This window comes from Actinoplanes sp. M2I2 (assembly GCF_023544445.1).
Lineage (GTDB): Bacteria > Actinomycetota > Actinomycetes > Mycobacteriales > Micromonosporaceae > Actinoplanes.
Map to the genome: position 1 here is coordinate 200,960 of NZ_JALPVJ010000007.1, position 14,075 is coordinate 215,034.

Here is a 14,075-nt window from a genome sequence, read left to right on the forward strand (position 1 = left end):
TTCTCGGCAGATCCGTGCTCGGAGGGTCCGCCTTCGATCCGCTCTGTTGTGATTGATCGTTATCTGGCGCCTGGCGTAGGTGACGTTTCGGCATGCCGCGGCGCGCGGAATCGTGTCCATGCTCTCGATAATCGCTGTGGCGGTCATGGCGGACCGCGCAGGAACGATCGATGTGCTGGCGGAGTTTCGTGAGCAGTTCTCCCAGTGCATGACCCGGCGGACGGATGCCCTGTTCGAGCTGACCGAGGCGCTGCTGTGCACCGACGGGCCGGTCGCGCCCCGCCGACCCCGGAACGGCTCACCCTCGCCCGGGTACGGCGGGTGTTCCGGAACCTTCTGCGCGACGAGTCCTTCACCAGCGCGTGCACCGAAATCCAGCCACCCCAGCCCCGGACATCCGCCAAGCTCCCGCAACCGCCAGGCCGCTGTCCGCCACGATGGGGGACTCATCCTGGTCACCGGCCAGGCACATCAACCACCGAGCCATCACCAGAAGGACACCAAGCCCCGCCGAACTTGTTGAACGGCAAGCTCAGCCGATCGTCGAGGCCGCCGGCCGGGGATGAGTCAGCGCGGTCCACCGCCCGGCCAGCCGCCGGCGGGTGGTCAGGCCGAAACCGCCACCCTGGCGGGGCGCCACCCGGGCCGGCTCGTCGTCGACCACCACGACCGCGGCCGGCGTCAGCCGGCGGCCCAGCACGTGCAGGGCCGGCGCCAGCGGGTCGGCCGCGGCCGGGGTCAGCGTGCCGTCGACCAGCAGCAGGTCGATGTCGGCCAGCCCGTCCAGCGCGTCCACGTCGTACCAGTCGACCGTCCGGCCGTCGACCACGAGCTCGGCCAGCGGCACATGCCGGACCTCTACGGTCGTCAGCCCGTGCTCGGCCAGCCGCGCCCGCACCCGCACGACCCGGTCCTCGTCGTGGTCGACGGCGACCAGCCGGCCGCCGCAGACGGCCAGCGCGTAGCCCAGCCAGACCGTCGAGGCGCCGCAGCCCAGAGCCACCGTCAGATCCGGCCGGCGCTCGCGGGCGATGTGCACCAGGCCCAGCAGATCCCTCGGGTGCAGGCCGCCGCCGGCGGGCATCGGCGCCCGCGGGGAGACCGCGCGGAAGAGCTGGAACATCGCCTCGATCTCGCGGCTCTGCTCGCGCAGCAGCAGTTCGGCGCCCCGGCCGGTGAGGCGCTCGGCCCGGGCCATCACCTCGGTGAGTTCCTGGTGCCGGTCACCGGCGGCCAGCCGTTCCTTCTCGACCGCGGCGATCACCCGGCGCTGCAACTGGTCGATCGCGCCGCGCAGCTCGCGCACGGTCTCCTGGTTCGAGCGGTTCACCCGGGCGAGCCGGCGGGACAGGTGGACCACCCCGGCCAGCACGGCCGCCAGCATCAGCGCGAGCAGACAGGTGGCCACCGCCGCCTGGCCCGCCGCCGACGCGATCGCGACGCCGGTGGCCACGAGCAGGCCGATGACGAGGCCGGCGAGCTGCCGGCGGGACACCTCACCTACCCGCCGGACGACGGCGTGGGCCAGCCTGAGCAGCCGAGTCATGCGCACATCGGGACCAACGCGCCGGCGATCCGGGACGTTACGGGATCGTCAGCAACTCCGGCCGCAACGCCAGGATCCGCTCGACGTATTGGGCCGGATCGTGGGCGGCGGCGACCGTCAGCCGGGCCCGGCGGCTCTGCTCGGCGAAGAGCGCCGGGTCGGCCCGGTAGCGCGCGATCAGCGCGGCCGCCTCGCTGCGCGTGCAGTAGACGGCGGCATCGCCGTAGAAGGGCCGGTACCGCGGTGGCATCACCACCACACAACCCATCGCCGCGGCCTCCAGCGCCGGCCGCGAATACCACTCGGCCGCCTCCCGGGGCGGGAAGTGCAGATAGAAATCGAGCTGATGCAGGAACGACCGGGATCCGAGATCGCCGGCCTGATAGGCCAGCCAGGTGGCCCCGATCCCGACGGCCCCGGCGCCGGCCGGCCGGTCGGGCAGACGGACGCGGACGTCGGCCTCGGGCAGCAGCCGGCACACGGCGAGGCTGTCGGCGGCGTCCGGCGGCCAGTTGGCGGCGTCGCACAGGTCGGTGCCGACGACGGCCGAGCCCACTGTGCGCTCGGCGACCCAGCCCCCGGTCGCGAGGGCGACCGGCAGGTCCTCCGGTTCCACATCGGCCACCGTACGGAGGGAAGCCCGCACCCCGGCATCGCCGGGCACCCACGACGGGTCGACGCCGAAGAGCCGCCGCGCCGCCGCCGCACACGTCGCCGGCTCGTAGCGGTGGTCGCTCCCGTCGGCCCGCACGGGCGCACGGTCGGCCACCAGCAGAGCCCGGGCCGGCCGTACGGCGCCGGTCAGACCACCGGTGAACTGCAGCACCGCCACCTGCCGGACGATCAACAGGGCCGCCTCGACCGGGTCGTCCAGCTCCACCCGGTCGACCGTGCCCGCGTTGACCAGGTCCTGCACGGGCGCGGCGAACGGCATCCGCCGCATCTCCAGGGCCCGGTACGAGTCGAGCTGCAGCACGGCCACCCGCAGCCCGGCCGCGCTCAGCGCCCGCAGCTCGTCGAGCGCCGTTCGCTGGGTGCTTTCGAGGAAACGCCAGTCGGCCACCATCACCACGTCGTACGCCGGGTCCGCCGCCGTGCCGAGCAGGTGACCCGGCGCCGGAAAGGGCCGGTCGGCGCCGTCGGCGGGCCGGTACGCGCCGGCCTGCCGGGCGGCGATCAGCTGGTGGTGCCGCTGATAGGCCGACATGTACGCGGTGCGGGCCGGGTGCATCCAGTTCGCCCGGATCTCGGTCCGCGACAGTGACCCGGCGGAGAGCCGGATCAGCGCGAGCGGCGGGGCGTCGAGGTGCCGCACCCGGCCGGCCCCGAACGCGGCCTGGATCCGTCCGATGTACTCGGAGTCGGCGGCCTTGCGCAGCCGGTCGAAGTAGCCGACCGTGCGCAGCACCGTGCTCCGCCGCAGCAGCAGCGACGACGGGTTGAACCGGCCGTTGCGCATCCCCGGCCGGGTGCAGAGCAGCTCGTCGGTCACGGCCAGCCCGTCCGACGTCGTGGCGACCAGCCGCCGATCGTCCAGCAGCGGCCGCACCTGCAGCTCGACGCGGCGCGGGTGGGACCAGTCGTCGGAGTCCTGGAACGTCGCGAACTCGCCGCCCGCCGCGTCCAGGCCGGCGTTGCGGGCCGCGTACGTGCCCGAGTTGACCGGCATCCGGACCAGCTTGATCCGGTCGCCCAGCCCGGCCGCCTCGTGCAGCACCGGCTCGAACTCCGGCGGCGAGGCGTCGTCCACGATGATCACTTCGATGTTGGCCCAGCTCTGGGCGAGGATCGAGCACACCGCGGTGATCAGCCCGCGGCCGGGACGGTACGCGGTCACGATCACCGAGACGCGGTGCGGGCCGTCGACGCGCTCGGCCGCGGCGGTCAGCCGGTCGAAGGGCGGGCCGTCCCCCGGCGCGATCCCGGGCCCGGGCATCAGCTGGTGGAACGCGGCCAGCCAGGGCGCCACGGGCCGGTCGGCCACGAACGGGTTGAGCAGGTCGGCCCGCAACCCGGCCCGGGTCGGCTCGGCGATCTTCAGGTAGCGGCGCAGCAGCTTGCGCACCCGGGCCGGGCTCTCGGCGGTCAGCGCCAGCTGCGCGTGCAGCGCCTGGTTGGCCGGCGACAGCGCCCGCGCGCCGCAGGCCCGGCGGGTGAGCTCGAACAGGGCGAGCGCGTCGTCCCGGTCGGTCGGCAGCAGCTCCTGCAGCCCGAGGCTGTGCGCGAGGGCGGCGACCAGGCCGGGGTCGATCCGGCGGCGCCGGCGGCGCAGCCAACGCCGGTCTCCCGCGCGGGCGGCCTCGAGCAGCTGGCCGAGGGTGCCGTGCTCGCCGAGAGCCGCGCGGGCCAGCAGCGTACGGGCGTCGAGCGAGCGGTGGCGACCGGCGGTGGCGGTGAGCGCGAGACGGAGCCGCGGGCCGGCCGCCGCGACATGATCATCGAGGAGACCGGATATCGGGGACGACATGTCCCGTCAAACGCCGCCGCGGGCCGGGCGGTGACGACGTTTCTCAGACCACCGCGAGCACGGCGGCGGTCACCCGATCGCGCTCGGCCGCGTCGGCCCACGACCCGACCAGGTAGAACGCGTCGACCACATCGCCACCGAGGGTCGAGATGCGGGCCGCGCGCACCTCGGCGCCGGCCTCGTCGAGCGCGGTCGCCACCCGATAGAGCAGGCCCGGCGAGTCGGCCGCGCGCAGTTCGAGGACGGCCGCGTCGGTCGCCACGTCGCGTTGCCAGACGACGCGGGGGGAGGCGGTGCCGCCACGGGCGCTCATCGCCCGGGCCCGCACCCGCTGGGTGACCGAGACGTCGCCGGCGGCCACCCGGCGCAGGTCGGCGGCCAGCGCCACCGGGTCGTACGGGGTGCCGTAGCGGGGCTGGGTGAAGAACTCCACGATCCCCCGCCCGTCGACCGTGCTCGCGTTCGCCCCGATCACGTCGAGACGGTGCATGGCCAGACAGGCGGCGACCGCGCCGAGCAGCCCCCGGCGGTCGGCCGCGGCCACGGCAACCCGGTCCCCGTCCAGGTGGACGGCCGGCAGGTCGCCCTCGAGCAGTTCGGGGTCGGGGGCCGGCGGCTCGGGCAGCTCGCCGGTGTCCAGCGCGGTGTGCACCCGGCTGACCAGCTCGCGCATGAGCCGGCTCTTCCAGTCCGACCAGGCGGCCGGGCCGGTGGCCAGCGAGTCGGCGCGGGCCAGCGCGTGCAGCAGGTCGAGGGTGGTGCTGTCGCCGACCGCCTCGGCCACGTGCGAGATGGTCATCGGGTCGCTGAGGTCGCGGCGGGTGGCCACGTCGGGCAGCAGCAGATGCAGGCGCACCATCTTCTCGACGGTGGCCACGTCGGCCGGCGGCAGCCCGATGCGGGTGGCGATGTCGGCCGCGATCGGGGCCCCGACGACGCTGTGGTCGCCGGGCAGGCCCTTGCCGACGTCGTGCAGGAAGGCTCCGATCAGGAGCAGGTCGGGCCGCTCGACCTCGCGGGTGTAGGCGGTGGCCTCGTACGCGGCCTGGACCAGGTGGCGGTCGAGGGTGAACCGGTGGATCGGGTGGTGCTGGGGCAGGCTGCGCATCCGCGCCCACTCGGGCAGCCAGGCGTCGATCAGCCCGTACCGGTCGCAGGTCTCCCAGGCCGGCAGCAGCCCGGGCCCGGAGCCGAGCAGCGAGACGAGCGCGGCGCGGGCCGAAGGCGGCCACGGGGTGGGCAGCGGCGGGCTGAACGAGGCCAGCCATTCGCTGGTGGCCCGGGCGATCGGCAGCTGCACGATGGCGGCCGCGGCGGCGACCCGCAACGACAGGCTGGGGTCGGGCACCGGGCCGATCGCGGTGCGGGCCAGGACGAGTTCGCCGTCCTGCTCGACCACGTCGCGGGCGACCGGCCGGCGGACCGGCGCGCCGCTGGGCCCGCCCCGGCGGCGGCCGCTGCGCAGCCGGTCGGTGGCCCGCCAGGCGTCGTCGAGAGCGTGCGCCACCGTACGGGCATCGCCCGCGACCCGGCGCAGGAGCACATCGCCGTCGTCGAGGTCGAGCAGTTCGGCCACCGCGGCCCGCTCCTGGGCCACGAGCCGGTCGATCCGGCGGCCGACGGCCAGGTGCAGGGCGTCGCGGGTGTCGAGCAGCCGCAGGTTGGCCGCCCGCACCGCCGGGCGCATCGTGTCGGCGACCCCGGCGCGGCCGATCGCCCGCAGCAGCGTCACGTCGCGCAGCCCGCCGGCCGCCTCCTTGAGATCGCCCTCGAGCAGGAACGCGAGTTCGCCGTTGCTCGCCCAGCGGGCCGAGGTCACCTCGCGAAGCTGGGGCAGCAGCCGCACGGCGGTGCGCCGCCATTGGTCACCGGCCGCGGCGACCAAGTCGCCGGTCAGGGTCGCGTCACCGGCCACGTGGCGGGCGTCGAGCAGACCCAGGGAGACCTTGACGTCGTCGTGCGCGACCGACAGCGCCTCCGGCAACGTCCGCACGGAGTGGTCGAGGCCGAGCCGGGCGTCCCAGATCGGATACCAGAGCGAGGCGGCTATCCGGTCGATGCCGGCCGCGCCGTTGTGCAGGAGCACGAGGTCGAGGTCGCTGTACGGCGCGCACTCGCGCCGGCCCAGGCCACCCACGGCCACCAGGCTGACCCCGGGCACGTGGCCGGGGAACATCTCGCGCAGCCAGACGTCGAGGGCCGCGGCCCGTTCTTCCCGGGCGGCGGCGCCGATGTGTTCGCGGAGCTTGTCCAGCGAACCGCCGACCGGCACCTGGGGCGGGGCCGGCGGTTCGCTGGGCAGGCGTGTCATGTGATCGGCGTCAAACTCAGAGCGCGTCGAGTCCGCGCTCGCCGGTACGGACCCGGATGACGTCGTCGACCGACGTGACCCAGACCTTGCCGTCACCGATCTTGCCCGTCTTGGCGGCCGTGACGACGGCGTCGACAATCTTGTCGACGTCGATCTCGTCGGTGACTACCTCAACCTTGATCTTGGGCAGGAACTCCACCGTGTACTCGGCTCCCCGGTACACCTCGGTGTGGCCCTTCTGCCGCCCGTAGCCCTGTACCTCGCTCACGGTCAGCCCGCTCACGCCGAGCGCGTGCAGAGCCTCCTTCACCGCGTCGAGCTGGTACGGCTTGATGACCGCGGTCACCAGCTTCATGCTCAGTCCTTCCATCGGGGCAGTCATAGGGGTATTTAACCGGGGACCTTCTGGCTGACATCGGCCTTGCCGTCGGCGTCGACGCCGCCGGGCTTGAGGCCGGCCATGGCGAACGCGCCGCCGCCGGAGCCGGAGCCGCCCGACGGGGTGAGGTCGTAACCGGTCTCACCGTGGTCCGCGATGTCGATGCCGCCGACCTCGGCGTCCTCGCTGACCCGGGCCAGCTTGACGGCCTTGAGGATCAGGGCCAGGGCCGCCGCGATGACGAACGAGTAGAGCGTCACCACGAGGCTGCCGAGGAACTGACGGCCCAGCTGGGTGGCGCCGCCACCGTAGAAGAGGCCCTCGCTGGCGTTGAGGATCGCGCTGTCGGTGATGCCGGCGTTGACCTGGGCGGTGGCGAAGAAGCCGATCGACAGCGAGCCGATCCAGCCGCCGACGAAGTGGACGCCGACGACGTCGAGCGAGTCGTCGTAGCCGAACCGGTACTTCAGGCCGACCGCCAGAGCGCAGACCGCACCGGCGATGAGGCCGATGATGATGGCGGCGAAGGGCGCGACGAAGCCACAGGCCGGCGTGATGGCGACCAGGCCCGCGACGGCGCCGGACGAGGCGCCGACCAGGGTCGGCTTGCCGTCCCGGAGCCACTCCACGACGATCCAGCCGAGCAGTGCGGCGGCCGTGGCGACCTGCGTGTTGATGAAGGCGAAGACCGTGGTGCCGTCGACGGTCAGCTCGGAGCCGGCGTTGAAGCCGAACCAGCCGAACCAGAGCAGGCCGGCGCCGAGGGCGACGAAGGGCACGTTGTGCGGGCGCATGTTCTCGCGCGGCCAGCCGATCCGCTTGCCGAGCACCAGAGCGAGGGCCAGGGCCGCCGCACCGGCGTTGATGTGCACCGCCGTACCACCGGCGAAGTCCAGCGCACGGATCTTGGAACCGATGAAGCCGCCGCCCCACACCCAGTGAGCCACCGGGATGTAGACGATGGTGAACCAGCCGATCGCGAACAGGACCCAGCCGCCGAACTTCATGCGGTCGGAGACGGCGCCGCTGATCAGGGCCACCGTGATGATCGCGAACATCATCTGGAAGGCCATGAAGGCGTACGTCGGGATGCCGGTGTTGGCGCCGAAGAAGAGCCACTCTTCGGTGATCTTGTCGGTGCCGGTGCCGAAGTACGTGAAGTTACCGATGACGTTGTTGAGGCCGGAGCTCCCGTTCACCCCGAACGCCAGGGTGAAACCGTAGATGATCCACAGAACACTGATGAGACCGATGCACGAGAAGCTCATCATCATCATGTTCAGAACGCCCTTGGACCGGTTGAGGCCACCGTAGAACAGCGCCAGACCCGGGGTCATGAGCAAAACGAGCGCAGACGACAGGAGCAACCAGGCGGTATTGCCGGTATCGATCTCCACGCTGCCTCCTCTCGGAATGAAGGTGTCCTCCAACCCGACCCACAGCAGCGTTGCCAGTCGGCCGGTTTCGTGACGAGAGACTTCCGGTCCGAGGTTTCACGCACGGTCTACGCTCGATTTCCGGCGGGTGACGGACTGTTTCCTACGTGTGAAGAAACTCTCACAGCCCGTACGCCGAATGGGCGCGAACCAGGGCAATCACCGCAGAAATCGAGTCAGCCCGGCGCAGCCGGAATGTCAACGCCCGATCACCGAAGGGCGTATTCGAGGGTGTGGCGCTCGTAATCGAGCAGTCGCAGATCACGCATCGGACGGCGCAGGTGGCCCTTGTGCACGATGCGGACGAAGGCCGGGTCGCCGGCCGCCGCCATCCGCCGGATGCCCTCGACGTGGTCGACGATCCGCTTGCGGATGGTGCGCACGAGGCGATGCCGGTCGCGCGGGATCAGGCCGTAGGCGTCGGCGAACAACCGCAGGCGGCGCGGGCGGTTCGGCCGTTTCCACCCCAGCGTGTACGAGTCGCGGTCGCTGAACAGGGGGACCCACGTCCAGGCCGCGTAGGCCACGTCGTAGATGCGGGCGCCGGGCGAGGCCAGGTCGAAGTCGATCAGCGACAGCGTGCCGTCGGGCCGCCAGACCACGTTGTGCGGCGCGGCGTCGTGGTGGCAGATCACCTCGGTGTCGGGCGGCGGCGGGCCGAACGAGCGCCACACCGCGCCGGGCGGCGGCACGAACCCGTACTGCGCGTCGTGGAACATCCGCAGCATCGTGGCCACGGTGACCAGCGCCTCCTCGGTCACCCAGTGCGGGGCCAGGGGGTACTCGCCGCACTCGCCGTCGAGGTAGGACAGCACCTCGCGGCCCTTGTCGTCCATGCCCAGCGCGCGCGGGGAACCGGTGAAACCCACCCGCTCGAGATGGTTGAGGAGGCTGTGCACGGCCGGCGTCCACGGGCCGGAGTTGCGCCGCACGGTGTCGCCGACCTTCGAGACGGTGCTGACGTTGCCGCCGTGCAGCGGGATTTCCCGCTCCTGCGTCACCAGCACCCTCCCCCGCTCGAAGCGTCCGTGCGACCGAGACTACGCGGCGCTGCCAAGCAACGCCTCGACGAACGCGGCCGGCTCGAACGGCGCCAGGTCGTCCGGGCCCTCGCCCAGCCCCACCAGCTTGACGGGAATACCGAGCTTGCGCTGCACGGCGATGACGATTCCCCCTTTGGCGGTGCCGTCCAGCTTGGTGAGCACCACGCCGGTCACGTCCACCACCTCGGTGAACACGCGGGCCTGCTCGAGACCGTTCTGCCCGGTGGTCGCGTCGAGGATGAGCAGCGTCTCGTCGACCGGCCCGTGCTTCTCGACCACCCGCTTGACCTTGCCCAGCTCGTCCATCAGGCCGACCTTGTTCTGCAGGCGGCCCGCCGTGTCGATGATCACGGTGTCCACGCCGGTGTCGATGCCCCGCTTGACCGCGTCGAACGCGACGCTGGCCGGGTCGCCGCCCTCCGGGCCGCGGACGGTCTCGGCGCCGACCCGCTCCCCCCAGGTGGCGATCTGGTCGGCCGCGGCCGCGCGGAACGTGTCGGCCGCGCCGAACAGCACCGAGCGCCCGTCCGCGATCAGCACCCGGCCGATCTTTCCGCAGGTGGTGGTCTTGCCGGCGCCGTTCACGCCGACGACCAGCATCACCGCGGGCCGGCCGTCGTGCGGCGTGGTCTTCAGGGTGCGGTCCATGCCGGGCTCGAGTGCCCCGACGAGCTCCTCGGTGAGCTGCTCGCGCACCTCGGTGACGGTGCGCGAGCCGAGCACACGGACCCGCTCGCGCAGCCGCTCGACGATCACCTGGGTGGCCTCGACGCCGACGTCGGCGCCGATCAGGCTGTCCTCGATCTCCTCCCAGGCGTCCTCGTCGAGGTGATCGCGGGAGAGCACGCTGAGCAGGCCCTTGCCGAACACACTCTGCGAGCGCGACAGGCGGGCGCGCAGGCGCACCATCCGCCCGGCCGTGGGCTCGGGCCGATCGAGCGTCGGCGTGGGTGTGGGCGGCTCGTCGAGGATGAGCGGCGGCAGCCCCTCGTCGGCCTCGGCCGGCACGACCAGGGGTGGCGTCTCGACCCCCGGCTCGGCCGCGGACGGCCGCTCCAGGGTCGTCGTGTCGCCGCCGGTCGACGACGGCGGCAGGTCACGGCGGCGCATGCGCGGCACCACCAGGCCGACGGCGCCGGCCAGCAGGACGACGAGCAGGATGACTGCGGCGACCACGTATTCCATAGCCGAAATCCTGACAGATGGCCTGCCCGTCCGTGGCGTCGGCCGTGGAGTGGCGACCCACGGCACATCTGACGGAGGATGGGCACCCCCGAGAAACCCAAGCGTGGAGGCTCTCCCATGCGCCACACCCCGGCGTACCCCCGGTGACCGCTCAGCTGCTCGTCGGCCCGCTCCTGCGACGGGTGGACGGCGATCGCGCCACGATCTGGGTCGAGGTGTCCGAGCCGGCCCGGGTCCACGTCGAGGCCGAGGGCGGTGGCGCGGGCTCGGCGCCCACCTTCACGGCGTACGGGCACCACTACGCCCTCGTCGTGGTCGACGGGCTGCGGCTGGGCGCCTCGAGCACCTACCAGGTGCTGCTCGACGACCGGCAGGTCTGGCCGAGCACCGAGTCGCCCTACCCGCCGCCGGCCATCCACACCCGCCCGGCCGACGACGGCGACACCCCGGTGCGCATGATCTTCGGATCGTGCCGCGAGGCCACGCCCAGCGCCACCGCGCGCAAGCTGCCGCCGGACGCCCTCGACGCGTACGCCCGGCGCCTGATGGCCGACCCGCAGAACCCGGAGCTGCGGCCCGACCTGATCGTGCTGCTGGGTGACCAGGTCTACGCCGACAAGACGTCGGCCAAGGTGCGCCGCTTCCTGCGCCGCCGCCGCGCCGCGGGCCACGACGGCCCGGCCGACCAGGTGGTGACGTTCGACGAGTACACCAAGCTCTACCTGGAATCGTGGCGCGACCCCGAGGTGCGCTGGCTGTTCGCCACCGTGCCGACCGTCATGATCTTCGACGACCACGAGCTGATCGACGACTGGAACACGTCCGCGTCGTGGCGGGCCGAGATGGCCGAGCAGAGCTGGTGGGAGGAGCGGATCACCGGCGGCCTGGCCTCGTACTGGGTCTATCAGCACCTGGGCAACATGGGCCCGGACGAGCTGGCCGCCGACCCGCTGTTCCAGAAGGTCGTCACGGTCGGCGACGCCACCGATCTGCTGCACGAGTTCGGCCGCACCGTCGACCGGGCCGAGCAGCTCTACCAGTGGAGCTACTCCCTGGACATCGGCCGCACCCGCCTGGTCATGCTCGACAACCGGTGCAGCCGGGTGCTCACCCCCGACAACCGCCAGATGCTGCCGCCGGCCGAGTGGGGCTGGTTCGTCGACCAGGCTCACGGCGAGTACGACCACCTGGTCGTCGGCTCGTCCCTGCCGTGGCTGATGCCGCCGGCCATCCACTACCTCGAGGCCTGGAACGAGAGAACGGCCGCGTCCCGCCGCCCGTGGGTGGCCAACGCGGCCGAGAAGCTGCGGCGCGCGGTCGACCTGGAACATTGGGCCGCCTTCGGTCGCTCGTTCACCGCGCTCGGTGAGCTGTTCCGGCGCCTGGGCGAGGGCACCACCGGCGCTCCCGGTCACCGGGTGGGCGCCGGCGGGGCGTACGCGGCTCCCGCCTCGATCAGCGTCCTCTCCGGCGACGTCCACCACTCGTACGTGGCCCAGGCCCTGTTCGGCACCCGGATGGCCACCCCGGTGATGCAGCTGACCTGCTCCCCGGTCCACAACCAGGTGCCCGCCTTCATGCGGCCGCTGATGCGCTTCAGCTGGTCCCGGGCCGCGGCCCACGGCGTACGGGGTCTGGCCCGCACGGCCGGCGTCCGGCGCCCCGCCTGGACGTGGAAGCGCCTGGCCGGCCCGTACTTCGGCAACGCCATCAGCACCTTGCGCCTCGACGGCCCGAAGGCCACCGTCCGCGTCGACGGCACCGACAAGGACGGCAACCTCTTCGCCGTGGCCGAGGTGACCTACCCCGACTGACACGAGGTCAGTCGGCCAGGGTGGACGGGCCCACGTCGATGAAGTTCCAGCCCGTGGCCGGCTCGCCGGTCAGCACCGGGGCGCTGCCGGGGCGCAGGTCCCAGGTCAGCCAGCGTCCGGACGCCACGCTGACGATGCCGTAGGAGTCGTCGGGGCCCTGACGGAGCTCGAAGCGCTGGCCGGCGTCGGCCGGGCCGCACCGGGCGAGGCCGACGGCGCCGTCGGCCTCGGCGGCCAGGCACCGGGAGCCGCCCTTCTCGTCCAGCCGGATGATCCACTGCTCCGAGCCGCGGAGGTCGGGGCCCACGTCCGAGACCGTCACCTTGGTGCCGCGGCCGGATGCCGGCACGGTGAACCGGCCGTCCGTGCCGAGCAGAATCCCGGGCTGATCCGGCGTGGCGGTCAACGGCGCCAGCGCGTAGGCGCGCTCGGAGTCCACGCCGACCATGTTCTTGATCAGGCCGAGCGCCCCGAACGACGGCGGCGGCGCGGGCGGCGCCGGGTAAGGCGAGTTCACCGGGGGAAGCGGCGCCGGCCCGGCGCGATCGGGCTGGGCGACCGCGATACCGGCGCCGAGCGCGACGACCGCGAGCACCACCGCGGCCAGAGCGCCCGCGTGGCGGCGGCGCCGGCGGCGGTCGGCGCGCCGGCGGACACCGGCCGCCGGCTCGAGCCGGCCCGTGCGGGCCGCGTGCCGGGCCAGGGCGGCGAGACCCTCGTCGACGTCAGGCATCGCGCACCTCCAGCGTGTCGCAGAGATGGCCGGCCAGGGCGCGACGGCCCCGGGCGAGCCAGGCCTTCACCGTTCCGGACGGCGCGCCGACCTCGGCGGCGATCTCGTCGACGGTCAGGCCGACCAGGTGGTGCAGGACGATGGCTCGCCGGTGGTCGGCCGGGATCTGGCGCAGCGCGTGCACGAGCGCCACGTGGTCGGGGCTGAGGCCGTCGACCTCGGTGTCGGGGGCGTCGCGGTGGTGGGCGCGCAGCCGGTTCACCGCCTTGCGCCAGCTGCTCACCGCGTGCCGCGACGCGACCCGGCGCACCCAGGCCTCGGGGCTGTCGCAGACGCGCACCGACGACCAGCGGTCCCAGGCCTTCAGGTACGCCTCGGAGACGGCGTCCTCGGCCTCGGACCGGTTGCCGGTCATCGCATAGACATGGCCGAGCACGCGTCTGGACGACGCCGCATAGAAGGCGTCGAATTCTTCGACGTCCCGCATCGGTGGCCCCCTTCGTCGAGGGGATGACGCCTGGGCCGGGCCGGCGGTTGCAGGATCACTGCGAGATGTCGAGGGCCTTGCGCAGATAGTCGAGGTGCTGCGGGCCCGACCAGCGGTAGGCCGAGAGGCCGGCCGCGCGCGCCCCGCGTACGGCCCGGTCGTCGTCGTCGACGAAGAGCACGTACTTCGGCGCGAGGCCGATGAGCTCGCAGGCCTTCTCGAAGAACTCGGCGGCCGGCTTGTGGGCCTTGATCTCCCACGAGCTGATCACCACGTCGACCTCGCCGGCCAGGCCCAGGGACTCCAGGTCGCCGCGCAGGCGGTCGGTGGCGTTGGTGGCCAGGCCGACCTTGCGGCCGGCGGCGCGCACCTCGCGGACGAACGCCAGAACCTCGGGGTCGGGCTCGCCGCGGTAGCTCTGCCACTCGGCGACGGCGGCCCGCGCCGCGTCGATCTCGAGCGGGAGCCGCGACGCGACCAGCTCCATCCACTCGGCGTCGGTGATCTCGCCGGCCATCGCCGGGCGGTAGATGTCCCACGACATCGCCGTCTCCAGCAGGGCGGCCGGCTTCAGCCCGTTGGCCACCTCGACGGCGATCATGGGGGCCGGGTCCCAGCGGCGCAGCACGCCGTCCAGGTCGATGAGCAGGGCCTGGGGGCGCTCGCGCGGCATG

The 14,075-nt window shown here is 72.9% G+C and carries 11 protein-coding genes; 1 reads left to right on the plus strand and 10 read right to left on the minus strand.

Translation table 11 applies throughout. From position 1 onward, the window contains the following. Positions 1-532: 532 nt before the first annotated feature. From HJC40_RS15415 to ftsY, 7 genes are all read right to left on the minus strand, one after another. The gene (locus tag HJC40_RS15415; protein WP_250001771.1) at positions 533-1,546 is read right to left on the minus strand and encodes a class I SAM-dependent methyltransferase; all 1,014 of its coding nucleotides are present in this window, start codon (positions 1,544-1,546) and stop codon (positions 533-535) included. Positions 1,547-1,583: 37 nt separating this feature from the next. Further along, complete coding sequence (locus HJC40_RS15420; RefSeq protein ID WP_250001772.1) at positions 1,584-4,013, minus strand: glycosyltransferase; 2,430 nt, start codon at positions 4,011-4,013, stop codon at positions 1,584-1,586. 43 nt (positions 4,014-4,056) lie between these two features. Beyond that, on the minus strand, positions 4,057-6,324 hold the full coding sequence (locus tag HJC40_RS15425; RefSeq protein ID WP_250001773.1) for a [protein-PII] uridylyltransferase: 2,268 nt from the start codon (positions 6,322-6,324) through the stop codon (positions 4,057-4,059). A 16-nt stretch (positions 6,325-6,340) separates the two neighbouring features. Further along, positions 6,341-6,679: a P-II family nitrogen regulator gene (locus tag HJC40_RS15430; RefSeq protein WP_221376040.1), complete on the minus strand. Its 339-nt coding sequence runs from the start codon at positions 6,677-6,679 to the stop codon at positions 6,341-6,343. A 35-nt stretch (positions 6,680-6,714) separates the two neighbouring features. Then, positions 6,715-8,100 (minus strand): ammonium transporter, encoded by a 1,386-nt coding sequence (locus HJC40_RS15435; RefSeq protein ID WP_308200903.1) that lies wholly within the window; start codon positions 8,098-8,100, stop codon positions 6,715-6,717. A gap of 248 nt (positions 8,101-8,348) precedes the next feature. Continuing rightward, positions 8,349-9,140, minus strand: a complete 792-nt coding sequence (locus HJC40_RS15440; protein ID WP_374271863.1) for an aminoglycoside phosphotransferase family protein — start codon at positions 9,138-9,140, stop codon at positions 8,349-8,351. Between the two features lie 39 nt (positions 9,141-9,179). Continuing rightward, positions 9,180-10,367, minus strand: coding sequence for a signal recognition particle-docking protein FtsY (ftsY, locus tag HJC40_RS15445; protein ID WP_250001775.1), 1,188 nt, complete (start codon positions 10,365-10,367; stop codon positions 9,180-9,182). A 143-nt stretch (positions 10,368-10,510) separates the two neighbouring features. Between ftsY and HJC40_RS15450 the strand changes: the two genes are divergently transcribed. Continuing rightward, positions 10,511-12,181 carry an alkaline phosphatase D family protein gene (locus tag HJC40_RS15450; protein WP_250001776.1) on the plus strand — a complete coding sequence of 557 codons (1,671 nt, stop codon included), beginning with the start codon at positions 10,511-10,513 and terminating at the stop codon, positions 12,179-12,181. A gap of 7 nt (positions 12,182-12,188) precedes the next feature. On the opposite strand, the gene HJC40_RS15455 is transcribed toward HJC40_RS15450, so the two are convergent. The 3 genes from HJC40_RS15455 to HJC40_RS15465 are packed head-to-tail and all read right to left on the minus strand — an operon-like array spanning position 12,189 to position 14,074. Further along, the gene (locus HJC40_RS15455) at positions 12,189-12,914 is read right to left on the minus strand and encodes a hypothetical protein (protein ID WP_250001777.1); all 726 of its coding nucleotides are present in this window, start codon (positions 12,912-12,914) and stop codon (positions 12,189-12,191) included. After that, positions 12,907-13,401 carry an RNA polymerase sigma factor gene (locus HJC40_RS15460; RefSeq protein WP_250001778.1) on the minus strand — a complete coding sequence of 165 codons (495 nt, stop codon included), beginning with the start codon at positions 13,399-13,401 and terminating at the stop codon, positions 12,907-12,909. Before HJC40_RS15460 ends, HJC40_RS15455 begins: the two co-directional genes overlap by 8 nt. Positions 13,402-13,456: 55 nt before the next feature. Further along, complete coding sequence (locus HJC40_RS15465; RefSeq protein ID WP_250001779.1) at positions 13,457-14,074, minus strand: HAD family hydrolase; 618 nt, start codon at positions 14,072-14,074, stop codon at positions 13,457-13,459. Position 14,075: the final 1 nt, after the last annotated feature.